This window comes from Pseudomonas sp. 32A, from assembly GCF_052682255.1.
Genome location: NZ_JBQYLY010000001.1, coordinates 94,820 through 117,583, shown reverse-complemented (window position 1 = coordinate 117,583; position 22,764 = coordinate 94,820). Strand labels below are relative to the sequence as shown.

20 protein-coding genes are annotated in these 22,764 nt (G+C 61.6%); 13 read left to right on the top strand and 7 right to left on the bottom strand.

Annotation, left to right across the window (positions count from 1 at the left end):
* Positions 1 to 198: 198 nt before the first annotated feature.
* Positions 199 to 2,271: a TonB-dependent receptor gene (locus tag ACUN0G_RS00530; RefSeq protein ID WP_445572474.1), complete on the top strand. Its 2,073-nt coding sequence runs from the start codon at positions 199 to 201 to the stop codon at positions 2,269 to 2,271.
* A 102-nt stretch (positions 2,272 to 2,373) separates the two neighbouring features.
* Here ACUN0G_RS00530 and ACUN0G_RS00525 read toward each other — a convergent pair whose 3' ends face one another.
* From ACUN0G_RS00525 to ACUN0G_RS00515, 3 genes are all read right to left on the bottom strand, one after another.
* Entirely contained in the window at positions 2,374 to 2,589 is a 216-nt protein-coding gene (locus ACUN0G_RS00525; RefSeq protein WP_167663014.1) for a hypothetical protein, read from the bottom strand.
* A gap of 243 nt (positions 2,590 to 2,832) precedes the next feature.
* Complete coding sequence (aguA, locus tag ACUN0G_RS00520) at positions 2,833 to 3,939, bottom strand: agmatine deiminase (RefSeq protein ID WP_445572473.1); 1,107 nt, start codon at positions 3,937 to 3,939, stop codon at positions 2,833 to 2,835.
* Between the two features lie 137 nt (positions 3,940 to 4,076).
* Positions 4,077 to 6,986 (bottom strand): aminotransferase, encoded by a 2,910-nt coding sequence (locus ACUN0G_RS00515; RefSeq protein WP_445572472.1) that lies wholly within the window; start codon positions 6,984 to 6,986, stop codon positions 4,077 to 4,079.
* Between the two features lie 180 nt (positions 6,987 to 7,166).
* Between ACUN0G_RS00515 and rfbB the strand changes: the two genes are divergently transcribed.
* From rfbB to ACUN0G_RS00480, 7 genes are read left to right on the top strand one after another with little or no spacing between them, the layout of a single operon-like run.
* Positions 7,167 to 8,249 carry a dTDP-glucose 4,6-dehydratase gene (gene rfbB / locus ACUN0G_RS00510; RefSeq protein WP_258343214.1) on the top strand — a complete coding sequence of 361 codons (1,083 nt, stop codon included), beginning with the start codon at positions 7,167 to 7,169 and terminating at the stop codon, positions 8,247 to 8,249.
* Positions 8,246 to 9,121 (top strand): glucose-1-phosphate thymidylyltransferase RfbA, encoded by an 876-nt coding sequence (rfbA, locus tag ACUN0G_RS00505; RefSeq protein ID WP_063033570.1) that lies wholly within the window; start codon positions 8,246 to 8,248, stop codon positions 9,119 to 9,121. The genes rfbB and rfbA overlap by 4 nt, the downstream gene beginning before the upstream one ends.
* Positions 9,118 to 9,663 carry a dTDP-4-dehydrorhamnose 3,5-epimerase gene (rfbC, locus tag ACUN0G_RS00500; protein WP_258343213.1) on the top strand — a complete coding sequence of 182 codons (546 nt, stop codon included), beginning with the start codon at positions 9,118 to 9,120 and terminating at the stop codon, positions 9,661 to 9,663. Before rfbA ends, rfbC begins: the two co-directional genes overlap by 4 nt.
* Complete coding sequence (rfbD, locus tag ACUN0G_RS00495; RefSeq protein WP_445572471.1) at positions 9,660 to 10,541, top strand: dTDP-4-dehydrorhamnose reductase; 882 nt, start codon at positions 9,660 to 9,662, stop codon at positions 10,539 to 10,541. Before rfbC ends, rfbD begins: the two co-directional genes overlap by 4 nt.
* A 36-nt stretch (positions 10,542 to 10,577) precedes the next feature.
* A complete protein-coding gene (locus ACUN0G_RS00490) occupies positions 10,578 to 12,386 on the top strand; it encodes a sensor histidine kinase (RefSeq protein ID WP_421551602.1) in 1,809 nt (602 codons plus the stop codon).
* Entirely contained in the window at positions 12,383 to 13,768 is a 1,386-nt protein-coding gene (locus tag ACUN0G_RS00485; protein ID WP_445572470.1) for a sigma-54-dependent transcriptional regulator, read from the top strand. Before ACUN0G_RS00490 ends, ACUN0G_RS00485 begins: the two co-directional genes overlap by 4 nt.
* A 27-nt stretch (positions 13,769 to 13,795) precedes the next feature.
* Positions 13,796 to 14,251, top strand: coding sequence for a YiiD C-terminal domain-containing protein (locus ACUN0G_RS00480; protein WP_445572469.1), 456 nt, complete (start codon positions 13,796 to 13,798; stop codon positions 14,249 to 14,251).
* A 127-nt stretch (positions 14,252 to 14,378) separates the two neighbouring features.
* On the opposite strand, the gene cysQ is transcribed toward ACUN0G_RS00480, so the two are convergent.
* Together cysQ and nudE are read right to left on the bottom strand one after the other, a co-directional pair.
* On the bottom strand, positions 14,379 to 15,215 hold the full coding sequence (gene cysQ / locus ACUN0G_RS00475; protein WP_445572468.1) for a 3'(2'),5'-bisphosphate nucleotidase CysQ: 837 nt from the start codon (positions 15,213 to 15,215) through the stop codon (positions 14,379 to 14,381).
* A complete protein-coding gene (gene nudE / locus ACUN0G_RS00470; protein ID WP_445572467.1) occupies positions 15,212 to 15,778 on the bottom strand; it encodes an ADP compounds hydrolase NudE in 567 nt (188 codons plus the stop codon). Before nudE ends, cysQ begins: the two co-directional genes overlap by 4 nt.
* Before the next feature lie 87 nt (positions 15,779 to 15,865).
* Here nudE and yrfG point away from each other — a divergent pair, with 87 nt between their 5' ends.
* Entirely contained in the window at positions 15,866 to 16,528 is a 663-nt protein-coding gene (yrfG, locus tag ACUN0G_RS00465; protein WP_010168969.1) for a GMP/IMP nucleotidase, read from the top strand.
* Between the two features lie 120 nt (positions 16,529 to 16,648).
* On the opposite strand, the gene lysM is transcribed toward yrfG, so the two are convergent.
* Positions 16,649 to 17,089 (bottom strand): peptidoglycan-binding protein LysM, encoded by a 441-nt coding sequence (gene lysM / locus ACUN0G_RS00460; protein WP_258343204.1) that lies wholly within the window; start codon positions 17,087 to 17,089, stop codon positions 16,649 to 16,651.
* 130 nt (positions 17,090 to 17,219) lie between these two features.
* Here lysM and ACUN0G_RS00455 point away from each other — a divergent pair, with 130 nt between their 5' ends.
* The 4 genes from ACUN0G_RS00455 (at position 17,220) to ACUN0G_RS00440 (ending at position 22,191) form a co-directional block, all read left to right on the top strand.
* Entirely contained in the window at positions 17,220 to 18,107 is an 888-nt protein-coding gene (locus tag ACUN0G_RS00455; RefSeq protein ID WP_258343203.1) for a LysR family transcriptional regulator, read from the top strand.
* 95 nt (positions 18,108 to 18,202) lie between these two features.
* Entirely contained in the window at positions 18,203 to 19,042 is an 840-nt protein-coding gene (fdhD, locus tag ACUN0G_RS00450) for a formate dehydrogenase accessory sulfurtransferase FdhD (protein ID WP_008435774.1), read from the top strand.
* The gene (locus tag ACUN0G_RS00445) at positions 19,039 to 21,387 is read left to right on the top strand and encodes an FdhF/YdeP family oxidoreductase (protein ID WP_063033578.1); all 2,349 of its coding nucleotides are present in this window, start codon (positions 19,039 to 19,041) and stop codon (positions 21,385 to 21,387) included. Before fdhD ends, ACUN0G_RS00445 begins: the two co-directional genes overlap by 4 nt.
* 321 nt (positions 21,388 to 21,708) lie before the next feature.
* The gene (locus tag ACUN0G_RS00440) at positions 21,709 to 22,191 is read left to right on the top strand and encodes a glycine zipper domain-containing protein (protein ID WP_008435777.1); all 483 of its coding nucleotides are present in this window, start codon (positions 21,709 to 21,711) and stop codon (positions 22,189 to 22,191) included.
* Positions 22,192 to 22,323: 132 nt separating this feature from the next.
* Here the strand turns inward: ACUN0G_RS00440 and ACUN0G_RS00435 are convergent, their stop codons facing one another.
* Complete coding sequence (locus ACUN0G_RS00435; protein WP_445572466.1) at positions 22,324 to 22,755, bottom strand: acyl-CoA thioesterase; 432 nt, start codon at positions 22,753 to 22,755, stop codon at positions 22,324 to 22,326.
* Positions 22,756 to 22,764: the final 9 nt, after the last annotated feature.

Genomic DNA, 22,764 nt, shown 5'->3' with positions numbered 1-22,764 from the left:
GATTAGTCTCACGCACAGTTAGGAAAAACCCTGGATTGGCTTTCAGACTGTTTCGAGAATCGGTCGAATAACCCTGGAAAACATACGCCGTAACAGTTTTTCTGAAGGGTACGTTTAGGAATAGATAACCTGCGCAAATAGTAAGCATTACCATTAACGCACTTTTATCCTGCCAACCTTTTTTGGACACACACCCCGATGCCTGCCCTCCGCCTGACGCCCATTACCCTTGGGCTCTCTGTCCTGCTGTCTGCCGGATTTGCCTGCGCTGCAACCGTCCTGCCGGAAACCTCCGTAAGTGCTGAAGCCGACGAGGACGACCCGCGCGTCAAGGAAACCAGCACCGCCACCCGCACCGCTACGCCCGTGCGTTATGTACCCCAGGCTATCGACTCGGTGAAAACCGACAACCTGCGCTCTTACGGGACCAATGACCTGGGCCAGGCGTTGAGCGGTGTACCCAACGTCAGCAGCGGCGCCGACACACGTTTCGACAGCCTGCGCATCCGTGGCTTCGACGCCAGCAACGACTTCTATCTGGATGGTATTCGCGACGACAGCCAATACGTGCGCGACCTGCACAACATCGAGCGTATCGAGGTGCTCAAGGGTCCGGCAGCGGTGTTGTACGGCCGTGGCGGCCAGGGCGGCATCGTCAACCGCGTGAGCAAGCTGCCCCAGGCGGGTCGCGCCTCCAGCATCGAGGCCCAGGGCGGCAGCAATGATTTGCGCAGCCTGTACGCCGACCTCAGCACCGACGCCACCGATAACATCAGCCTGCGCCTGAACATGGGCAACGAGGACAACAACAGTTTCCGCGATGGCGTCAGCGGCAATCGCCAGCTGTTTGCGCCGTCCATGAGCTGGCAACTGACCCCGGACCTGAACTGGCTGGTGCAGTACGAATACAGCCGCTACAACCGCACGCCGGACCGTGGCATTCCCGGAGCCAACGGGCGCCCGGCGGATGTCAGCCGCGGCACTACTTATGGTGACAAGCGCGATTACATCGACGACAAGTCCCAATCCCTGCGCTCCCGGCTTGCCTATGAGCTGAACGACAGTTGGCAACTGCGCCATACGTTGGGCGTGTTCACCCTCGACAGCGACTTCGATAACACCTATGCCGTCAGCTACGACCCAAAGACCAACAAGGTCGGGCGCCAGCGCTGGCAGCAGGACTTGACCACACGCAACCTCTCCAACAACGTCGAGCTGGAAGGCGGTTTCACCACCTTTGGCCTGGAGCATCGCTTGCTGACCGGCGTGGAGTTGGGCAGCCAGCGCCGCGACCCGAAACTCTATCGAGCGCCCCTCGCCGCTGTGCCGAGCGTGGATGTGTACAACCCCAACCCGGACCTGCGCCACTACGGCCGCCTGCCGGCCTTCAGCAGCAGTCACACCGAAGCGCAAAGCCAGGGCCTGTATGTGCAGGACCAACTGCGCCTGAACGACCATTGGCAACTGCTCGCCGGTTTGCGCTATGACCGGTTTGATGTGGAGTCCACCAACAAACTGACCAACGCCTCGGAACAGGTCGTGAGCCACAGCACCAGCCCGCGCGTAGGCCTGGTCTGGACGCCGCTGGAACACCATTCGTTCTATGCCTCGTGGAGCAAGACCTTCTCGCCTACCGGTGGTGGCCTGATCGGCATCACGCCCAACGCGGCGGGCAACGCCAACGACCTGAGCCCGGAGCTGACCAAACAGAAGGAAATCGGGGTCAAGAGCGACTGGCTCGACGACCGCCTGAGCACCACCCTGGCGGTGTACGAACTGGAACTCTACAACCGCCGCACCCGCGACCCGCTGGACCCGACCATCACCTTGCTCAGCGGTGAGCAGCGCTCCCGTGGCGTGGAGTTGACCGCGACCGGGAAGATCGTCGGCAACTGGTACGTGCGTGGTGGGGTTGGCGTGCAGGACGCCAAGGTGGTGAAGGACAACAATGGCTTTGAAGGCAAGCGCATCAGCGACGTGGCCAAGCGTAATGCCAGCCTGTTCGTGACCTGGAAACCGGAGATGGGTTGGTATGCGGAAACCGGGCTGACATTGGTGGGTGATCGTTACGCGGATAACGCCAACACGGTGATGTTGCCGGGTTATGGGCGCTGGGATGCACTGGCCGGGTTCCGGCAGAAGGAATGGGACGTGCGGGCGGCGCTGAACAATATCAGCGACAAGACGTACTACGCGTCAGCGACCAGTGCGGCGCAGATTCAGCTCGGCGACCCTCGGAGCCTGGTGGTGACCGGTACCTACAGCTTCTAACAGTTCCTGTAGGAGCGAGCTTGCTCGCGAAAAACCTGAGGTCGCTGCGGGGAGTCAGGCTCCCCGCATCATCGTTAACGCCCTTCGCGAGCAAGCTCGCTCCTACAAGGTGCCCATCAATTCACACAACGCCTGCACCTCATCCTCGCTGAACAGCCCCACCGGGTACCGTTCGCTCATCACCCGGCGCGGGTCGGGCGTCCTGATCTGCCTTGAACCGTTTTCCTTCAACCAGAGCGCCAGCGCATGGATCGCGTCACCGTTCACCCGCAAAGGGTGGAACGTGCGCGTGTACATCAGGTTGATATCGGCATTCATTTCAGCGCTCTCTCCAACTGCATGAGCGGCTAACTTACTCAAGGTTTATGACAGAACCGCTTAGTCATACACCGTGTTCTCTGTCCCAACAGCGATACAAGAGCTATGCCAATGTGCCCGGTTTATAGGCACATGGACACAAAAAAGCCCACGAACCTGACGGGCCGTGGGCTTGCTGTAAGCGCGCAAACTGCAACACGCCCGATTACCGTTCAATCCGGCATCAAGCTGTTACAAGTGCACTCAGTTTTTGTGCGGAGCCGGCTGCTGCTGGGTCAGACAGTGGATGTTGCCACCCCCCAGTAACAGTTCGCGGCCAGGCACCATCACCACTTCGTGCTGCGGGAACAGGCTCTGCAGAATCTCCTTGGCGCGGCTGTCCAGGGGGTCGTCGAAGCTCGGCGCGATGATGCCGCCGTTGACGATCAGGAAATTGACGTAGGAACCGGCCAGCCGCACGCTAGGATTGCGCTCCTGGCTGCCGTCTACCGGATCAACGCCTGCACATTCTTCCTCGGTGGCATACAGCGGCCCCGGGATCGGCATTTTATGCACTGTGAACGGGCGCCCCTGGGCGTCAGTGCTGCTTTGCAGCACATCCATGGCGGCGTGGCAGCGTGCGTAGTTAGGGTCTTGCGGGTCGTCGGTCCAGGCCAGCAACACCTCACCCGGGCGCACGTAGCAGCAGAAGTTATCCACATGCCCGTCGGTTTCATCGTTGAACAGGCCATCCGGCAGCCAGATGATCTTATCCACAGCCAGGTTGGCGCTGAGCACCGCTTCGATTTCCTCACGCTGAAGGTGCGGATTGCGATTGCGGTTGAGCAGGCATTCTTCGGTGGTGATCAGGGTGCCTTCGCCGTCGACATGGATCGAACCGCCTTCCAGCACAAAACCTTCGGTGCGATAACGCGGGCTGCGCTCGATCTCGAGGATCTTGCCACCCACCTGGGCATCGCGGTTCCACGGCGAATACAGGCCGCCGTCAAAACCACCCCAGGCGTTGAAGTCCCAGTTCACGCCACGCACTTCGCCGGTATTGTTGATCACGAAGGTCGGCCCGGTATCGCGTACCCAGGCGTCGTCGCTGGACATTTCCACCAGGCGAATATTCGGCACGTCCAGGCGCGCCCGGGCGTTTTCGTACTGGCCGGCCGAGACGGCCACGGTCACCGGTTCAAAGCGTGCAATGGCCTTGGCCACCGCCACGTGGGCGGCTTGCGCCGGCTTGCCGCCCAGGCGCCAGTTGTCCGGGCGCTCGGGCCAGATCATCCAGGTTTGGGTGTGTGGCGCCCATTCGGCAGGCATGTAGAAGCCGTCGGCGCGGGGGGTGCTGTGCAAAGTGGTCATGAAAAATCTCCTGGGACGGCTGCGTGAGCATGGCGCCTTTATATCGGATAAAAATCGATCTTAAAAGACGATATACATCTATTAATCATAAATTACCGGAAAATTACCGATAACAATCGAATTACCCCGACAAATGTTTAAAGCGACTCGTCCAACACCTTTGCCAGCATGTCGACGAAGAAATCCACGCTCTGCCGTGTAGTGACCATCGGCGGCTTGATCTTGAGGATGTTCAGATAGTCACCAGTGGGCTGCATGAAGATCCCCAGCTCCCGCAGCCGGTCGCACAGCACGGCGGTCTCTTCGGTGGCCGGTTCCAGGGTTTGCCGGTCGCGGACCAGTTCCAGCCCGAGGTAAAACCCGGAACCATGCACAGCGCCCACCAATGGATACTGTTGGACCAACGCCTCCAGACGCGCCTTGAAATGTCCGCCCACGACTTGAGCGTTTTCCCAGAGCTTTTCCTCCTCCATCACGTCCAGCACTGCCATGCCGATCCGGCAACTCACCGGGCTGCCTCCCGAGGACGAGAAGAAGTAACCCTCGGCCTCCAGCGCCTCGGCAATTTCCCGGCGGGTGATTACCGCGCCCAATGGCTGGCCGTTGCCCATGCCCTTGGCCATGGTGATGATGTCCGGCACCACGCCCTGCTCTTCAAAGCCCCAGAAGAAATGGCCCATGCGGCCGTAACCCACCTGCACTTCATCGGCGATGCACACGCCGCCCTGTTCCCGGACAAGGGCGTACACCTGTTGCAAATAGCCGGGCGGCAGGGAAATCCCGCCGGCATTGCCATACACCGGCTCACAGATGAAGCCCGCCAGCTGGCGGTTCTGCGCGGCGATTTTCGCCAGGTTATGTTCCACGCTACGCACATAGTCCGGGGCACTGCCCTGCCCGCGAAATTCGCCGCGATAGGTATTCGGCGCGGTCACCGGGTGCACCCAGTCCGGGCGGCTGCTCAAGGCCTGGGGGTTGTCGGCAATTGAGGTCGACACCGCGTCCGCCGCCACCGACCAGCCGTGGTACGCCTCCAGCACACTCAGCATGTCGCGCCCGCCGCTGTAGGCCCAGGCCAGGCGAATCGCCAGGTCGTTGGCTTCGGTGCCGCTGTTGACCAGGAACACCCGGTCCATGGAATCCGGCGCCAGCGCCAGCAGACGCTCGGAGAATTCGGCAATCGCTGCATAGTGGAAGCGCGAGTTGGTGTTCAGCAGCGACCATTGCCGCGCCGCCACCTGAGCCATGCATGGGTGACCATGGCCGAGCACCGCGACGTTGTTGAGCATGTCTAGGTAGGAGCGGCCCTGCATGTCGATCAGGTGATTGCGCCAGCCGCGCTCAATGCGCGGCGGGTCGACGTAGTAGTGCTTCTGCGAGCGGGCGAAACTGGCGTCGCGCCGGGCCAGCAGTACTTCGGGGTCCAACTCTGGCTCGGCATCGCACGCCAGTCCGAGCAAAGTGGCCGGGGACGGGCACAACACCTGCCAGGCCGCAGCCCGGGAAGGCGTGCAGAACAGCGGCGGTTCAAGCTCGGCGCGGCACAGTTGCACGATCAGCGGTGCGACAACTTCACCGAGTACCTGGCCTTTTACCACTGCGGCACCGTGCTGCAACAAGGCGTTCACGCCCCACAACCGTACGCTCAACTGCGCGCTGTGCAGGCACAGCAGACCATCGGCCGCGTAGCGCAAGGTGCCGGCGAACGGTGCTTCCACCGTGGCGCCCAGGGGCATATGCAGTTCTACGTGAAGCGGGAAAGTGTCCGGTTCCACGGCGCTGTCGGGTTGGGTGCGGGAAAGTCGATATTGACCATAACGACTGGCTGCCAGCCCATGCACCAAGGCCGCCTCCTCTAAAAGCCGCCGATCAATGCCTTCCTGCTCCCAGTTCCCCGCCTCGAAATGCGGGCTGAGTACGCCCAGGTCGATCAACGCAAATTCACGTCCGACCAAACCCGGTAACAATGGCGCAAAGCCCTCGCCGGCAATGGGTGACAACTCGACACCGACACAGCCAAGAATCGCCGCCTCCATCAGCTCAAAAGGCACCGAGGTGGCCACGCGGAAGATTTCCCACTCATGCTCGGCGTTCTTCAACAGGTACGCGTTATCCGGGTCCAGGCTTTGCTGCTGTTCACTGCTCAGCACCAACACCGCAGCCCGCGCGACAATCAGCGGCCATAGCACCTGCAACTCTTCGTGCTGCAACGGGGTGATCGCGTGGCATGCCTGAATGGCCGGCAGAATGGCGAACGGATCGCCCTCGGCATGGTGCAGCAGCGCCGCGCAGGTCACCGACAGGTCGGCAATGCGCCAGGTGCGTACCAGGTCGCCGAAGTCGATCACGCCCTGGACCTGCCAATGCCGCTGGGCATCGCGCTGCCAGACCACGTTGTCATCGGTGATATCCATGTGCACGGCTTGCCACGGCAAGTGGTCGGCCAAAGGCCGCACGCGGCGCTCGACCTGCTCCACCACGTGCTCAAGCTCGGCACGATACGGGAGGTTTTCGAGGGTCGACAGCAAATGGGTGATCAGCTCAAGGGCGTGGCGCGGGTCCCATTGCAGGGTCCGCTCCAGGCCCGGATGCTCGAAAGCGGCCAGCGCCTGACTCATCCGCCCGCAGAGTTCGCCGAAGCCTGCGATCACTTCACGGCCTAAATGAGGCAAGTGAGTCAGCGGTTGGCCGTCGATGTAATCCAGCAGCCGCAGGTGCACGGTTTGACCGGCGACCGTCTCGGTCAGCAGTTCTTCACCATTAAGAGCCGAAATCACTCTTGGCACCCGTACGTCCGAATGTTCCTGCAGATGCTTGAGGGCGGCGTGCTGGGCCTGCAACTCGACAGCGGCATAGTCGCCCCGGCAGATTTTCAGCACAAAACGACCACGGTCGCTGTCGATGCGGTAGTTGAGGTCTTGCTGGCTGCCGAGGGACTGCATCGCCCCGCCGAGGCCGTAATGCTGCTCCAGTAGCTGCGCCGCAGGCTCCGGCCCGACTTGCGGGCAGGACAGGCTGGCGCGATGAATCAACGTGGCGAGCAACATATGACGACCCCTGGTGTCTGTATCAGGCGCCTATATCGCCATTGTTGACGGGGGTTATGCAACCCCTGCAAATGCGGTGTTTCGGCACGCAAATTGCCATCACCCCTTGCACCGTCTCGCGCCACAACTCAAGCTATGCTCCATTCGCTTAATGTCCGTCTAAGGAAAAGGGCTTCCGACATGCGCATTCTCATCACCGGCGGCGCCGGATTCATCGGTTCCGCTCTGATCCGGCACCTGATTCAACACACCGAGCACGAAGTGCTCAACCTGGACAAACTGACCTATGCAGGCAACCTCGAGTCGCTGACCAGCGTCGCGAGCAACAGCCGCTATGAGTTCGTCCAGGCCGACATCATCGACCAGGCTACCGTCAGCGCCGTGCTCGCGCGCTTTGAGCCAGACGCGATCATGCACCTGGCGGCCGAGTCCCATGTGGACCGTTCCATCGACGGCCCGTCGGATTTTATCCAGACGAATATCGTCGGCACTTACAGCCTGCTGGAGGCCGCCCGCGCCTATTGGCAGAAGCTGGAAGAGCCGGCCAAAAGCGCCTTCCGCTTCCACCACATTTCCACGGATGAAGTGTATGGCGACCTGCACGGCGTCGATGACCTGTTCACCGAGACCACGCCCTACGCGCCAAGCTCGCCTTACTCGGCCAGCAAGGCCGCGTCCGATCACCTGGTCCGCGCCTGGCAGCGCACGTATGGCCTGCCGGTATTGCTGACCAACTGCTCGAACAACTACGGGCCGTTCCACTTCCCCGAGAAGCTGATCCCGCTGGTGATCCTCAATGCCCTGGCCGGTAAACCGTTGCCGGTATATGGCGATGGCCTGCAAGTGCGCGACTGGTTGTTCGTCGAAGACCACGCCCGCGCGCTGTTCAAAGTGGTGACTGAAGGTGTGGTAGGCGAGACCTACAACATCGGCGGCCATAACGAGCAGAAGAATATCGACGTGGTGCGCAGCATCTGCGGCCTGCTGGAAGAGCTGGCCCCTCAGCGTCCGGCCGGCGTTGAAAAATTTACCGACCTGATCACCTTCGTCAAGGATCGTCCAGGCCACGACCAGCGCTACGCGATCGATGCCAGCAAGATCGAACGCGAACTGGGCTGGGTGCCTGAAGAAACCTTTGAAACCGGCCTGCGCAAAACCGTGCAGTGGTACCTCGATAACCTGGAATGGTGCCGCAGGGTCCAGGACGGCAGTTATCAGGGCGAACGATTGGGCAACACTGACGTTAAGGATTTGATCGCATGATGAAGGGAATCGTATTGGCCGGTGGCTCCGGCACTCGTTTGCACCCCATTACCCTGGGCGTCTCGAAACAGCTGTTGCCGGTGTATGACAAGCCGATGATCTACTACCCGATCTCGGTGCTGATGCTGGCCGGGATCAAGGACATCCTGCTGATTTCCACCCCGGTGGACTTGCCGCAATACCGCAATCTGTTGGGCGACGGCAGCCAGTTTGGCGTGCGCTTCACCTATGCAGAGCAGCCGTCCCCGGACGGCCTGGCCCAGGCGTTTTTGATTGGCGAAGAGTTTATCGGTGATGATCCGGTGTGCCTGATCCTGGGCGATAACATCTTCCACGGCCAACACTTCGGCGACCAACTGCGCACGGCTGCTGAGCGCCCGTCCGGTGCGACCGTGTTTGGTTACTGGGTCAACGACCCGGAGCGTTTCGGCGTAATCGATTTCGACGCACAAGGCCGAGCCCTGTCCATCGAAGAAAAACCGGCCAAGCCAAAATCCAGCTATGCGGTGACCGGCCTGTACTTCTACGACAACGACGTGATTGAGATCGCCAAGGCGGTCAAGCCATCGCCGCGCGGCGAATTGGAGATCACCGACGTCAACAACGCCTATCTCAAGCGCGGCGACCTGCATGTCGAACGCTTCGGCCGTGGTTTCGCCTGGCTCGACACCGGTACCCATGACAGCCTGTTGGAAGCCTCCCAGTACGTACAGACCATCGAGCACCGCCAAGGCTTGAAAGTCGCGTGCCTGGAAGAAATCGCTTACGAGAACGGCTGGATCGACCGCGACCACCTGCTGGAGCGAGCTAAGTACTTTGGCAAGACCGGCTATGGTCAATACCTGTACTCACTGGTCGGGGAGCGTAAATGAAAGTCACCGACACCTCGTTGCCAGGCGTATTGATCATCGAACCGAAAGTGTTCGGTGACGAGCGCGGCTTTTTCTACGAGAGCTTCAACGCCCGGGCCTTTGAAGAGGCCACCGGGCTCAAGCGTGATTTCGTGCAGGACAACCACTCCCGCTCGCAAAAAGGCGTGCTGCGCGGTCTGCATTACCAACTCGAACACACCCAAGGCAAACTGGTGCGCGTCACTGCCGGTGAAGTGCTGGATGTGGCCGTCGACATTCGCCGCAGCTCGCCCAATTTCGGGCAGTGGGTGGGCGTGCGGCTTTCAGCCGACAACCATCGCCAGCTGTGGGTACCGGAAGGTTTTGCCCATGGCTTTGTGGTGCTGAGCGACTACGCCGAGTTCCTCTATAAAACCACTGATTATTACCAGCCGAGTGCCGAGCGCTGCATCCTCTGGAACGACCCGACGCTGGCCATTGACTGGGAACTGACCGAGGCGCCGCAACTGTCCGCCAAGGACCAGGCCGGTAAAAGCTTGCAAGAGGCCGACCTCTTTCCATGAACGCACCGTTGAAAATCCTCATCAGCGGCCAACACGGCCAGGTCTCCCGGGAGCTGCAACGGCGCCTCCAGGGCCTGGGCGAGTTGATCGTGCTGGGCCGCGACCAGCTGGACCTGACCCACCCCGAGCAGATCCGCCAGCAAGTACGCGCCCATCGCCCCGGCCTGATCATCAATGCCGCCGCCCACACAGCGGTGGATCAAGCCGAGAGCGAACCGGACGTGGCCTTCGCCATCAACGCCACCGCGCCCGGCGTTTTCGCTGAGGAAGCCAAGGCACTGGGCATTCCGCTGATCCACTACTCCACCGACTACGTGTTCGACGGCAGCAAGGCCGCGCCCTACAACGAAGACGACGCCACCCACCCGCTGGGCGTCTACGGCGCAAGCAAGCTGGCCGGTGAACAGGCGATCGCCGCAGTCGGCGGTGAGCACCTGATTCTGCGCACCAGTTGGGTCTACTCGACCCATGGCAAAAACTTCCTGCTGACCATGCAGCGCCTGCTGCAGGAAAAACCGCAGATGCGCATCGTCGCCGACCAGATCGGTGCACCAACCTGGGCGGGGACCATCGCCAACAGCACCCGTGCCTTGATCGAACGCTGGCAAGCAGGCCAGGCCGGGGACTGGGGTGTCTATCACCTGACCGCCCAAGGCGAGACCTCGTGGTTCGGTTTTGCCCAGGCCATCGGCGAGCAACTACGGGCCAGCGGCCGTGCCTGCGCCGAGCTGGAACCGATTCCCTCCAGCGCCTATCCGACCCCGGCCAAGCGCCCACTGAACTCGCGCCTGGATTGCAGCCGCCTGCAACAGCAGTGGCACGTCTCGCAACCGCAGTGGCACGACGCATTGCGCGAGTGTCTTGCCGAGCAGCACTAGGCATAATGCGCCTGTACCCACAGGCGCATGACTCCCATGACTCCACCCCTTCCGCGAAGACCCCGCTGGCGCAGCCTGGCGTTGCTGGCGCTGTGCCTGGCACCGTTGTTGTGGCCGCTGGAGCACTTGGCCGAGCGCTATTACCGCAGCGAACTGGCCGGTCAGAACCGTCAGACGCTGGACCTGTACGTCGCCAACCTGCTGGGCACCCTGCACCGCTACGAAGTATTGCCACAAATTCTCGGCGACCTGCCGGCCCTGCGTACCGCCATCGACGCTCCCCACGTCAGCACCAACCTGGTCAACGCCAACCACCTGCTCAAGGACGTCGCCGCCCAGGCCGGGGTGGAAGTGATGTACCTGATGGACACCACCGGCAAGACCCTCGCCGCGTCCAACTGGGACAAGCAGGACAGCTTCGTCGGGCGTAATTTTTCCTTTCGCCCGTATTTCAGCGAAGCCATGGCCGGGCGCTTGGGGCGCTTCTTCGGCCTGGGCACCACCTCGGCCAAGCGCGGCTACTTCTTCGCCGCCGCCGTGCGCGATGGCGACAGGATCATCGGTGTGCTGGTGGTCAAGGTCGACTTGGACCACACCGAAAGCCTGTGGGGCAACACCCCCGAACAATTACTGGTGACCGACCACAACGGCGTGGTGATCCTGACCTCGCGCCCGCAATGGCGATTCCGTGCCACCCGCCCGCTGACGGACGAAGAACGCCGCGCCATCATCGCCATCCAGCCCTACCCGACCCGCGACCCGCAGCCGCTGAACCTCAGTTCCACAGCCTGGGTGCGCCAGTCCACCGACATTGCCGAAACCGGCTGGAAAGTCGAGATTCTCGCGCCGCGTACCTTGATCAGCCGTCCGGTGCGTACCGTGGTTGCTGTGGGTGGCGCCGCCTTGCTGGTGCTGATGCTGTTGCTCGGGCTGATGATGCAGCGCCGCCGTCACTACCTTGAGCGCATCGCCTTCGAAGCCAAGGCCCGTCGCGAGCTGGAGATGCGCGTGATCGAGCGGACCAGCGACCTGGAAGGCCTCAACCGCCGGCTGAAGCAGGAAGTGCTGGAGCGCGAACACGCCCAGCAGGAATTGGTGCGGGCTCAGGATGACCTGGTGCAGGCGGGCAAACTTTCCGCGCTGGGCACCATGTCGGCCAGCATCAGCCACGAGCTCAACCAACCGCTGGCGGCGATTCGCAGCTACGCGGAAAATGCCGGGATTCTGCTCGACCATGAGCGCACTGACGACGCCCGTGGCAACCTCAAACTGATCAGCGAACTGACCGGGCGCATGGCCTCGATCATCGCCCACTTGCGCGCCTTCGCCCGACGCGACCGGCATGCGCCGGAAAGCGTGGCCCTGCAACCGGCCCTGGACGATGCACTGGCGCTGCTGGCCAAACGGCGGCGGGCGATGGAAGTGGAACTGATCCGCGACCTGCCCGAGGCCACCTTGTGGGTCGCCGCCGGCGAAACCCGCCTGCGCCAGGTGCTGGGCAATCTGCTGGCCAATGCCCTCGACGCCCTGACCGAAAAAGGCCCGCCGCGCAAACTCTGGTTGAGCGCCGAAACCACCGAACAGGGCGTCAACCTGTACATTCGCGACAATGGCCCGGGCTTCTGCATGGAAGCCCTGGGCCGCGCCAGCGAGCCCTTCTACACCACCAAGACCCGCACCCAGGGCCTGGGGTTGGGCCTGGCGATCTGCGACACCCTGATGCGCGCCTTTGGCGGTGAACTGTTGTTCGCCAACCACAAGGAAGGTGGCGCGCTGTTAACCTTGAAACTGCGCGCCGGAGCACCGGGTGTCAGTCTGCAACCGTCCGAGGACCGCAGTGTATGAGTATCGATAACCAGATTCAGGTGGTGTTGATCGACGATGATCCACACCTGCGTCAGGCCCTGTGCCAGACCCTGGACCTGGCCGGGCTGAAAGTCCTGACCCTCGGCGAAGCCCAGGGCCTGACCGCGCGCCTGTCCCGGGACTGGCCGGGGGTGGTGGTGAGCGACATCCGCATGCCCGGCATGGACGGCCTGGAACTGTTGAGGGAGCTCCACGCCCAAGACCCGGAACTGCCGGTGCTGCTGATCACCGGCCACGGCGACGTGCCGCTCGCGGTACAGGCGATGCGCACCGGCGCCTATGACTTCCTGGAAAAACCCTTCGCCAGCGACGCCCTGCTCGACAGCGTGCGCCGCGCCCTGGCCTTGCGCCGCCTGGTGCTGGACAACCGCAGCCTGCGCCTGGCCTTGAGCGACCGCCAACAATTGAGCACCCGCCTGGTGGGGCACTCCCCGCAAATGCTGCGCCTGCGCGAACAGATTGGTGCGCTGGCAGCGACCAAGGCCGACGTGCTGATCCTCGGCGAGACCGGCGCCGGTAAAGAGGTGGTGGCCCGCGCGCTGCACGACCTGTCGAACCGCCGCACCGGCCCGTTTGTGGCGATCAACGCAGGCGCACTGGCCGAGTCGGTGGTGGAAAGCGAGCTGTTCGGCCATGAGCCAGGTGCCTTCACCGGCGCCCAGAAGCGGCGCATCGGCAAGTTCGAATTTGCCAACGGCGGCACGCTGTTTCTCGACGAAATCGAAAGCATGAGCCTGGATGTGCAAGTCAAGCTGCTGCGACTGTTGCAGGAGCGCGTGGTGGAACGTCTTGGTGGCAATCAGTTGATCCCCCTGGATATCCGCATCATCGCCGCCACCAAGGAAGACCTGCGCCAGTCCGCCGACCAGGGCCGCTTCCGCGCCGACTTGTACTACCGCCTCAACGTCGCGCCCCTGCGCATTCCGCCGCTGCGTGAGCGGGGCGAGGATGCGCTGATGCTGTTCCAGCACTTTGCCGACGAAGCCAGCACCCGCCACGGGCTACCGATGAAAGAGCTGCAACCGGGGCAACGCGCGCTACTGTTGCGTCACAGCTGGCCGGGCAATGTGCGCGAGCTGCAAAACGCCGCAGAGCGTTTTGCCCTTGGCCTTGAACTGGCGCTGGACAGCACCTCGGACAGCCCTTCAGCCAGCGTCCTGACCAGCAGCCCCGGGGGGTTGAGCGAACAGGTCGAGCAGTTTGAAAAAAGCCTGATCGCCGCAGAGCTGGCACGCACCCACAACTCCATGCGCAGCCTCGCCGAGGCCCTGGGCGTGCCGCGTAAAACCCTGCACGACAAACTGCGCAAGCACGGACTGAATTTCGCCGACAGCGGCAACAGCCACGCTGACGACGAATGACCCTTTTCCACCTGCCACGAGGCCACCATGAGTCGCGATAGCCGTTACCTGGAATCGATCCTTCACCACGACATTCCCCTGACCCGGGAAATGGGCCTCAAGGTTATCGACTGGCAGGACCGGCGACTGCAACTGCACTTGCCGCTCGACGCCAACATCAACCACAAGAGCACCATGTTTGGTGGCAGCCTTTATTGCGGCGCCGTGCTTGCGGGTTGGGGTTGGCTGCATTTGCAGCTGCGCGAGGAAGGGATCGAAGACGGGCACATTGTGATTCAGGAAGGGCAGATCAGTTATCCGCTGCCGGTGACTACCGATGCGACGGCGATTTGCCAGGCACCGGATGACAAGGTGTGGAAGCGGTTTTTGGCAACCTATAAACGGTATGGCCGGGCGCGCTTGGCGCTGGAGACATGGATCGTCAACGAGGGCAGTGAAGAGCGAGCCGTGGCCTTTACCGGGCAGTACGTCCTGCACCGCTAAAAGCCATTACCCATAACCAATGTGGGAGCTGGCTTGCCTGCGATAGCATACTGTCAGTCGATATTTTTGTTGGCTGGCCCACCGCTATCGCAGGCAAGCCAGCTCCCACAGTTGATCAGTGTTTGGTTTAAGAACGAGCAAGAGTCAGCAACCGCTCACGCCACTCCGCTTTAGCCGGCAGTGCTAAAAAGAACGGATTCAACAGCGATTCCCGCGCCGGGTAACTGAACGGCTGCCCATTCAATTCCAGCACTTCACCGCCCGCCCCTTCCAGCACACCCTGTGCCGCTGCGGTGTCCCACTGTGAGGTCGGCGCCAAGCGCGGGTAGCAATCGGCGCTGCCTTCGGCCAACAGGCAAAACTTCAATGAACTGCCGATGTTCGCCAGTTTCAACTCACCCAATCCGGCGCTTAGGCCCGCGAGCAAGCGGTCCTGTTCAGGGCTCGTGTGGCGACGACTGGCAACCACGGTAAAGGCTTCACCCGTCGCCGGTGTCTGGCGCACCTGGATTTGCTTGGGCGGAGCGTTCACATCGGAACGCCAGGCACCCAGCCCGGCACCTCCGAAATAGCACCGACCGCTGGTAGGCATCGACACCACACCAAACACCACGCGGCCCTTTTCGATCAGTGCGATGTTGACGGTGAACTCCTCGCTGCCGGAGATGAACTCTTTAGTGCCATCCAGCGGGTCCACCAGCCACCAGCGCCGCCAACCGGCGCGCACGCTCTGGTCAATGTCCGCGTCTTCCTCCGAGAGCACCGGAATGCTCGGGTCCAGGGCAGTCAGCCCGGCGAGGATCAAGTGATGGGCAGCCAAGTCTGCGGCAGTGACCGGCGAATCATCGGTCTTGGTGGTGACGGCAACATCGGCGCGCCAATATGGCAGGATGACCTCGCCGGCCTGGCGGGCCAATTCAATCACGGGGGCAATAAACGGGTGACCCAGGAACAGTTCGCTCATGGCTGGAACGCTCCACGTTGAGTCAACAGGTCGCGCACCAGATACAGCGCCGCCAAGGCGCGGCCCTCGCTGAACTGCTCGTTCTGCGCCAACTGCGAGAGCTCCCGCAGGTTAACCCGGTCGACGCGCATCGGCTCCGGCTCATCGCCTTCCAGGCGTTCTTCGTACAACTCGGTGGCCAGTACCACCTGGATTTTCTGGCTCATGTAGCCGGGGGACAGCGACAGCTCGGTGATGTGCTCCAACTGGCGGGCGCCAAAACCGGCTTCTTCCTTGAGCTCACGGTCTGCTGCCGCCAACACGTCTTCGCCCGGTTCGATCAAGCCCTTGGGCAGTGACAACTCATACTCGTCGGTGCCGCCGCAATTTTCTTCGATCAGCAACGCATGGTCCGAGTCGATCATCGCCACAATCATCACCGCGCCATAACCGGCCCCTCTGCCCACCAGGCGCTCGTAGGTCCGCTCCACGCCATTGGAAAAGCGCAATTGCACTTCCTCCACGCGGAACAAACGGCTACTGGCGACTATTTCGCGGGCGAGGACGGTGGGTTTCTGGCGCATGAGCGGCTCCTTGGCGTGATCGGGTTACTATACCGTGGCTTTTCCGATTGTCTGTGTCGGATATCTTTTCTTACATGAGTGTTCTTTATGCCTCCATTGCCTTGGCACGCCATCGACACCGTCCTGCTGGACATGGACGGCACCTTGCTCGACCTGCACTTCGATAACCATTTCTGGATGGAGCACCTGCCCCAGCGCTATGCCGAGTTGCATGGTGTGAGCCGGGCCATGGCCGAGATGGAGTTGCAACCACTGTTCGAGCGTAACGCCGGACAGTTGCAATGGTATTGCCTGGATTTCTGGAGTGCCGAACTCAAGATCCCGGTGCGCGAACTCAAGCTGGAAACCGCGCACCTGATCGCCCTGCGCCCGGATGCCGATACGTTCCTGGCGGCGATCAAACAAGCGGGCAAACGAGTGATCCTGATCACCAACGCCCATCGGGATTCGCTGTCGTTGAAGCTGGAACGCATCGAGTTGGCGCCTTATTTCGAGCGACTGATCAGTTCCCACGACTATGGTTTCGCCAAGGAAAACCCACAGTTCTGGGACGCCCTGCACGCCGACATCGCCTTCGACCCAGCCCGCAGCCTGTTTATCGACGACACCTTGCCGATCCTGCGCAGCGCCCGGGACTTTGGCGTGGGGCACTTGCTGGCGGTGAAGGAACCGGACAGCCGGAAGGGGCCTAAGGACACGGCGGAGTTTGCGGCGGTTGGGGATTACCGGGAATTGATCGTAGGTTTGTGACAACGCTGAAGATCCAATGTGGGAGCGGGCTTGCTCGCGAATGCGGTGTGCCAGCCACTGAATATATTGACTGATCCACCGCTTTCGCGAGCAAGCCCGCTCCCACATTTGGTTCGCGTATTACTCAGGAATACGCAGCGTCTGCCCTGGGTAGATTTTGTCCGGATGGGACAGCAGCGGCTTGTTGGCCTCGAAGATTTTGTTGTACTGGTTGGCGTTGCCATACACCGCCAGCGAAATAGCGCTCAGGGTGTCGCCCTTTTTCACCACGACAAAGCGGGCCGCAGCGACAGCAGGACCGGAAACGGTGATCTGGTCATCAACACTCGCAACGCCGGCAATATTGCCCAGCGCCAGCAGGATTTTTTCTTTCTCTTCCTGGGTGGCGACTTCACCTGTCACGGTCACCTTGTCACCGTCGACGGTGGTTTGCACATTGGGGTTACCCAACCCGACCTTGGCCACGTGCTCTTTTAACTGCTCGCTCGCGTTGGCATTACCCGGTGTCAATAGATCAATCAACTTCTCGCCTGCTTCCTTAACAAAGCTTAAAAGACTCATGGTGCGCTCTCCTTGGGATTTAATTTCCAGATGCCAAAGACTAGACCAGTCCTACAGAATTGGGTTCCAGCCTGACCAAAGACCCAAACACGCTAGAATCCCACCGCATTGGAATAAGCCCGGAGCGAAGATGGACATCAAACAGCTGAAATTCCTCATCGCCCTCGACGAAACCCGTCACTTCGGCCAGGCGGCGGCGCGCTGCCACATCACCCAGCCGACGCTGTCGATGCGCCTGCGCAGCCTTGAGGACGAGTTGCAGTTGCCGCTGGTCAATCGCGGCCAGCGTTTCGAAGGCTTTACCGCCCCCGGCGAGCGCGTGCTGGCCTGGGCACGCACGGTGCTGGCCGCGTATGACGGTTTGCAGGCCGAAGCGGCGGCTTGTCGCGGCAATCTGGTGGGCACGTTGCGCCTGGGGGTGGTGCCGTTGTCGAGTTTCGATCCGCTGGCATTGATGCAGAAGCTACACAAGGAACACCCCAGCCTGCGCTTTGAGTTGTCCGCGTTAAGCTCCGAACAAATTCTTGAACAACTGGCGAGCAACCGCCTGGACCTCGGCGTGTCGTACCTCGAACGCCTGGACGCCGAGCGCTTCGACTCCCTGGCCTTGGGCGAAACCCGCATGGGCCTGCTGTACGACCAACGGTTTTTCAGCTTCGGCGACAAGCCCCTGAGCTGGGAAGCGCTGATCGAACTGCCCTTGGGCATGCTCACCAGCGGCATGCACTTTCGCCAGTCCATCGACCACAACTTCCACAGCCGCGGCCTCAACCCGCAGCCGCTGTTACAGACCGATGCCGTCCATCAATTGTTACAAGCCGTGCACGGCGGCCTATGCTGCGCGGTGATGCCACTGGACGGCGGCCTCGACGCCCTCACCGAGCACCTGCGCCTGCAACCCATTGAAGACGCCCACACACTGGCCCGCCTCGGGCTGATCATGCGCCGCAGTGCGCCACGCTCGGCGCTGGCAGAAGCCTGTTTTGCGCTGTACCAGAAATCGCTGCTGGAACCTTGATCGACGTCATCTATCGGTAGATCAGTACTGGCGATTAGACGCGACCCTTTGTCGCGCCTAGTCTTACAGCTGAATACTTCCGGTGGTAATGCCCAATGAACGCCCAGCGCCCAGTTTGCGCGGCGCCCGCCCTCGAAACGCCCGCGCCCGCCGCCAGCCAGAGCTACCAGTTTTGTAATCTCGAACACACCGAATCGGCCAGCACCGCGCTCGCCGAGGAAGTGGCGTTGGCGATTGCTTATAACGACATCAGCCAAGCGGTGATGCTGGTGACGCCAACTGACCTTGAAGACTTCATTGTCGGGTTCAGCATCGGTAGCGGCATCATCGAAGACGTTAGCGACATTTATGACCTGAAAATCAGCGGCTCGGGTTCGACCCAATACGCTCAGGTGCAGATTTCCAGCCGCGCGTTCTGGAATATGAAGCAACAGCGCCGGCAACTGGCGGGTACCAGCGGCTGTGGGCTGTGCGGCGTGGAAGCGGTGGAACAGGCACTGCCCAATCTCAAGGTGCTGCCCGGCGCGCCCCTGCCGCCCGCCGAATGGCTGGACGGCCTGCGCCAGCGCATCAGCGCGTTCCAACCCCTGGGCCAGTACAGCGGCGCGGTGCATGCGGCAGTGTTCATGAACAATCAGGGCGAATTGCTGCTGGGCCGTGAAGACATCGGCCGGCATAACGCCCTCGACAAGCTGATCGGCGCGCTGATCCGCCAAAAGATTCCGACCGACGGCGGCCTGGCGATTGTCACCAGCCGCTGCAGCCTCGAGCTGATCCAGAAAGTATTGCGCGCAGGCATCCAGACCCTGGTCAGCCTGTCGTCGCCCACCGGCCTGGCCCTGCAATGGGCCCGCCGGCACAACCTCAATCTCATCCACCTGCCGCAGAAAAGTGCGCCGCGGGTCTACAGCCCTGCGATGGAGAATCAAGCGTGAGCACTCATCATCAAGCCGACGACAAACCTACCCCGCGCTACAAGCCCTACAAAGGCCCGGCCGGTGGCTGGGGCGCACTGATCAGCGTGGCGCAAGCCTGGCTGACCAGCGACAACGCGCTGAAAAACATTCGCATGATGCTCAAGACCAACCAGAACGGCGGCTTCGACTGCCCGGGCTGCGCCTGGGGTGATTCGCCGGAAAGCGGCATGGTCAAATTCTGCGAGAACGGCGCCAAGGCAGTTAACTGGGAAGCCACCAAGCGTCGCGTCGACGCGGCCTTCTTCGCCAAGCACAGCGTCAGCGCGCTGCTGGAGCAGAGCGACTACTGGCTTGAGTATCAGGGCCGCCTGACCGAGCCAATGAGCTATGACGCCGAAACCGATCGCTACAAACCCATCAGTTGGGAGTCGGCTTTCGACTTGATCGGCAAGCACCTCAATGCGCTGCCAAACCCGGACATGGCCGAGTTCTATACCTCGGGCCGGGCCAGCAACGAAGCGGCTTACCTGTATCAACTGTTCGTGCGTGCCTACGGCACCAACAACTTCCCGGACTGCTCGAACATGTGCCACGAAGCCAGCGGCGTCGCCCTGGCGCAAAGCGTGGGCGTGGGCAAAGGCACCGTGACCTTCGATGACTTCGAACATGCGGACGCGATCTTCGTCTGGGGCCAGAACCCCGGCACCAACCATCCTCGGATGCTGGAGCCACTGCGTGAGGCGGTCAAACGCGGCGCTCAGGTGGTGTGCATCAACCCGCTGAAAGAGCGTGGCCTGGAACGTTTCCAGCACCCGCAACACCCGCTGGAAATGCTCACCAACGGTGACAAACCGACCAACACCGCCTACTTCCGCCCGGCGCTGGGTGGCGACATGGCCATCCTGCGGGGCATGGCCAAATTCCTGCTGCTGTGGGAACGCCAGGCCCAGGCCGAAGGCAAGGAAGCCGTGTTCGATCACGACTTCCTCAACGAACACACCGCCAACGTGCTGGATTACCTGGGCAAGATCGACGACACCTCATGGGATGAAATCGTCGAACAGTCCGGCCTGACCCTGGTGGAGATCGAGCAAGCCGCGCGCATGTACGCCAAAGGCAAAAACGTGATCATGTGCTGGGCGATGGGCATCACCCAACATCGCCACTCGGTGCCGACCATCCAGGAAATCGCCAACCTGATGCTGCTGCGCGGCAACATCGGCCGCCCCGGCGCCGGCCTGTGCCCGGTGCGTGGTCACAGCAACGTGCAGGGCGACCGCACCATGGGCATCAACGAACGGCCACCGGTGGCGTTCCTCGACTCCCTGGAGCGTCGTTTCCAGTTCCAGGTACCGCGGGACAACGGCCACAACGTGGTGGAAGCCATTCACGCCATGCTCGAAGGCCGCTCCAAGGTATTTATCGGCCTGGGTGGCAACTTCGCCCAAGCCACGCCGGACAGCCCGCGCACCTTTGAAGCCCTGCGCAATTGCGACCTGACCGTGCAGATCAGCACCAAGCTCAACCGCAGCCACCTGATGCACGGCAAGGACGCACTGATCCTGCCATGCCTGGGCCGCACCGACATCGACATCCAGGCCGAAGGCCCGCAAGCCGTGACCGTGGAAGACTCGTTCAGCATGGTCCACGCCTCCAATGGTCAACTGCAGCCATTGTCGAAACAGATGAAATCCGAGCCTGCGATTCTGGCGGGCATTGCTGCCGCTACATTGGGCAGCAAGCCGGTGGACTGGAACTGGCTGGTGGCCGATTACGACCGCATTCGCGACCTGATCGCCGACACCATTCCAGGCTTCAAGGACTTCAACGAACGCCTGAAAAACCCGGGCGGTTTCTACCTGGGCAACTCGGCCGGCGCCCGTCGCTGGAACACCCCATCAGGCCGTGCCAACTTCCGCCCGAACATCCTGCCCAAGGACCTGGTGCATGAACGCACCCGCAACACCGGGCAATTGCCGGACCTGATCATGCAGTCGATGCGCTCCCACGATCAGTACAACACCACGATTTATGGCCTTGACGACCGCTATCGCGGGGTCAAGGGTCAGCGTGACGTGTTGTTCGTCAACGAAGCCGACATCATCCGCCTGGGCTTCAAGCCAGGGCAGAAGGCCGATATCGTGTCGATCTGGGATGACGGCCGTGAGCGCCGCGTGAAGGGCTTTACCTTGCTGGCGTTTGATATCCCGGCGGGGCAGGCGGCGGCTTATTACCCGGAGGTGAACCCACTGGTGCCGCTGGAAAGCACCGGGGATGGCAGCCACACACCAACGTCGAAGTTTGTGGCCATCCGGCTGGAAGCGGCGAGCGCGACCGGCTTGATCATGGCGAAGTCGGCCTGAGCGATACCTCATTGTGGCGAGGGAGCTTGCTCCCGCTCGGGTGCGTAGCGCCCGTAGAATTTTGGGGCCGCTGCGCAGCCCAACGGGAGCAAGCTCCCTCGCCACAGCCAGCACCCAAGTTTTCTACGGGCACAAAAAAGGCCGCTTTTGCATAAAAGCGGCCGTTCCGAAGTCAATAAAGACTCGCAAAAACAACTTAAGTTCCCCATAAAAAACAGCAACTTAGAGAATTGTATACAACCTATACCACTGGTCGGGTTTCGATTGTCACCGTCTCGATACAACCTCAGGATCGCGCCGTCATCCTCTTGAGGTTCCTCTATGAAGTTCTCCTCGATTCTCTTGTTGTCCCTTGGCCTGGTCAGTGGCGCAGCCATGGCCGGTGGCACCACCGAAGCCGGTGTGGGCGGCGCATTGGGCGGGGTTCTAGGTTCGGTCGTAGGTCAGCAGTTGGGCGGTAACACCGGTTCAGCCATCGGTGCGGCTCTCGGCGGCGCAGGCGGCAGTGCGGTCGGCGCAGACAAGCGCAGCCGCGGCGAAGCGGCCATTGGCGGTGCATTGGGCGCAGCCGGCGGCAACGTTGTAGGCCGAAGTGTCGGCGGCAGCACCGGCAGCCTGATCGGCGCAGCCGCCGGCGGTGGCGCTGGTGGTGCACTGGGCAACTACATGGGCAACAAGAGCGATGACGATGATCGTCGTTACCGTGGGCGCGATAACCGCCGCTATGACCGCGACGACCATCGCGGGCGCGGCCATGCTTATGGGCATCGCAAGAACAAGCATCACTATCGCCACCACCGGTAATACGCAAATCGAAAGAACACAGCGGGCTTAATGTGGGAGCGGTGGGTCAGTCGCCGGATGTATTGGCTGATACACCGCCTTCGCGAGCAAGCCCGCTCCCACATTTGATCTTCACTGTTTCGCAGATCGTATTCAGACCACCAATTGCTGTAACGCGTCGCGCAACATCCCCGGAATCGCCACCGGCTGGTTCGACGCCCGATCTACAAACACATGCACAAACCTCCCCGCAGCACAGGCATCGTCTTCTCCCGCCTTGAACACCGCCAGCTCATACTGCACCGAACTGTTGCCCAATTTGCCCACCCGCAGGCCGATCTCAATACGGTCCGGAAAGGCAATCGAGGCGAAGTAGTCGCACGCCGAACTCACCACAAATCCCACTACCTCACCGTCATGAATATCCAACCCGCCCTGCTCGATCAGGTAGGTATTCACCGCCGTGTCGAAGAAGCTGTAGTAGGTGACGTTATTCACGTGGCCATAAACGTCGTTGTCGTGCCAGCGCGTGATGATTGGCTGGAAGTGGCGGTAGTCGGCGCGCTGTGGCATTGAGTCGGACATGGAAAGATC

Bases quoted from the DNA above. Each gene is read 5' to 3' on its own strand.
- ACUN0G_RS00455 (WP_258343203.1), top strand. From the start codon at position 17,220: ATGGACATCAAACAGCTGAAATTCCTCATCGCCCTCGACGAAACCCGT.
- fdhD (WP_008435774.1), top strand. From the start codon at position 18,203: ATGAACGCCCAGCGCCCAGTTTGCGCGGCGCCCGCCCTCGAAACGCCC.
- rfbA (WP_063033570.1), top strand. From the start codon at position 8,246: ATGATGAAGGGAATCGTATTGGCCGGTGGCTCCGGCACTCGTTTGCAC.
- nudE (WP_445572467.1), bottom strand. From the start codon at position 15,778: ATGCGCCAGAAACCCACCGTCCTCGCCCGCGAAATAGTCGCCAGTAGC.
- lysM (WP_258343204.1), bottom strand. From the start codon at position 17,089: ATGAGTCTTTTAAGCTTTGTTAAGGAAGCAGGCGAGAAGTTGATTGAT.
- rfbB (WP_258343214.1), top strand. From the start codon at position 7,167: ATGCGCATTCTCATCACCGGCGGCGCCGGATTCATCGGTTCCGCTCTG.
- ACUN0G_RS00515 (WP_445572472.1), bottom strand. From the start codon at position 6,986: ATGTTGCTCGCCACGTTGATTCATCGCGCCAGCCTGTCCTGCCCGCAA.
- ACUN0G_RS00525 (WP_167663014.1), bottom strand. From the start codon at position 2,589: ATGAATGCCGATATCAACCTGATGTACACGCGCACGTTCCACCCTTTG.
- ACUN0G_RS00480 (WP_445572469.1), top strand. From the start codon at position 13,796: ATGAGTCGCGATAGCCGTTACCTGGAATCGATCCTTCACCACGACATT.
- yrfG (WP_010168969.1), top strand. From the start codon at position 15,866: ATGCCTCCATTGCCTTGGCACGCCATCGACACCGTCCTGCTGGACATG.
- ACUN0G_RS00435 (WP_445572466.1), bottom strand. From the start codon at position 22,755: ATGTCCGACTCAATGCCACAGCGCGCCGACTACCGCCACTTCCAGCCA.
- cysQ (WP_445572468.1), bottom strand. From the start codon at position 15,215: ATGAGCGAACTGTTCCTGGGTCACCCGTTTATTGCCCCCGTGATTGAA.
- ACUN0G_RS00485 (WP_445572470.1), top strand. From the start codon at position 12,383: ATGAGTATCGATAACCAGATTCAGGTGGTGTTGATCGACGATGATCCA.
- ACUN0G_RS00490 (WP_421551602.1), top strand. From the start codon at position 10,578: ATGACTCCACCCCTTCCGCGAAGACCCCGCTGGCGCAGCCTGGCGTTG.
- ACUN0G_RS00440 (WP_008435777.1), top strand. From the start codon at position 21,709: ATGAAGTTCTCCTCGATTCTCTTGTTGTCCCTTGGCCTGGTCAGTGGC.
- ACUN0G_RS00530 (WP_445572474.1), top strand. From the start codon at position 199: ATGCCTGCCCTCCGCCTGACGCCCATTACCCTTGGGCTCTCTGTCCTG.
- rfbC (WP_258343213.1), top strand. From the start codon at position 9,118: ATGAAAGTCACCGACACCTCGTTGCCAGGCGTATTGATCATCGAACCG.
- rfbD (WP_445572471.1), top strand. From the start codon at position 9,660: ATGAACGCACCGTTGAAAATCCTCATCAGCGGCCAACACGGCCAGGTC.
- aguA (WP_445572473.1), bottom strand. From the start codon at position 3,939: ATGACCACTTTGCACAGCACCCCCCGCGCCGACGGCTTCTACATGCCT.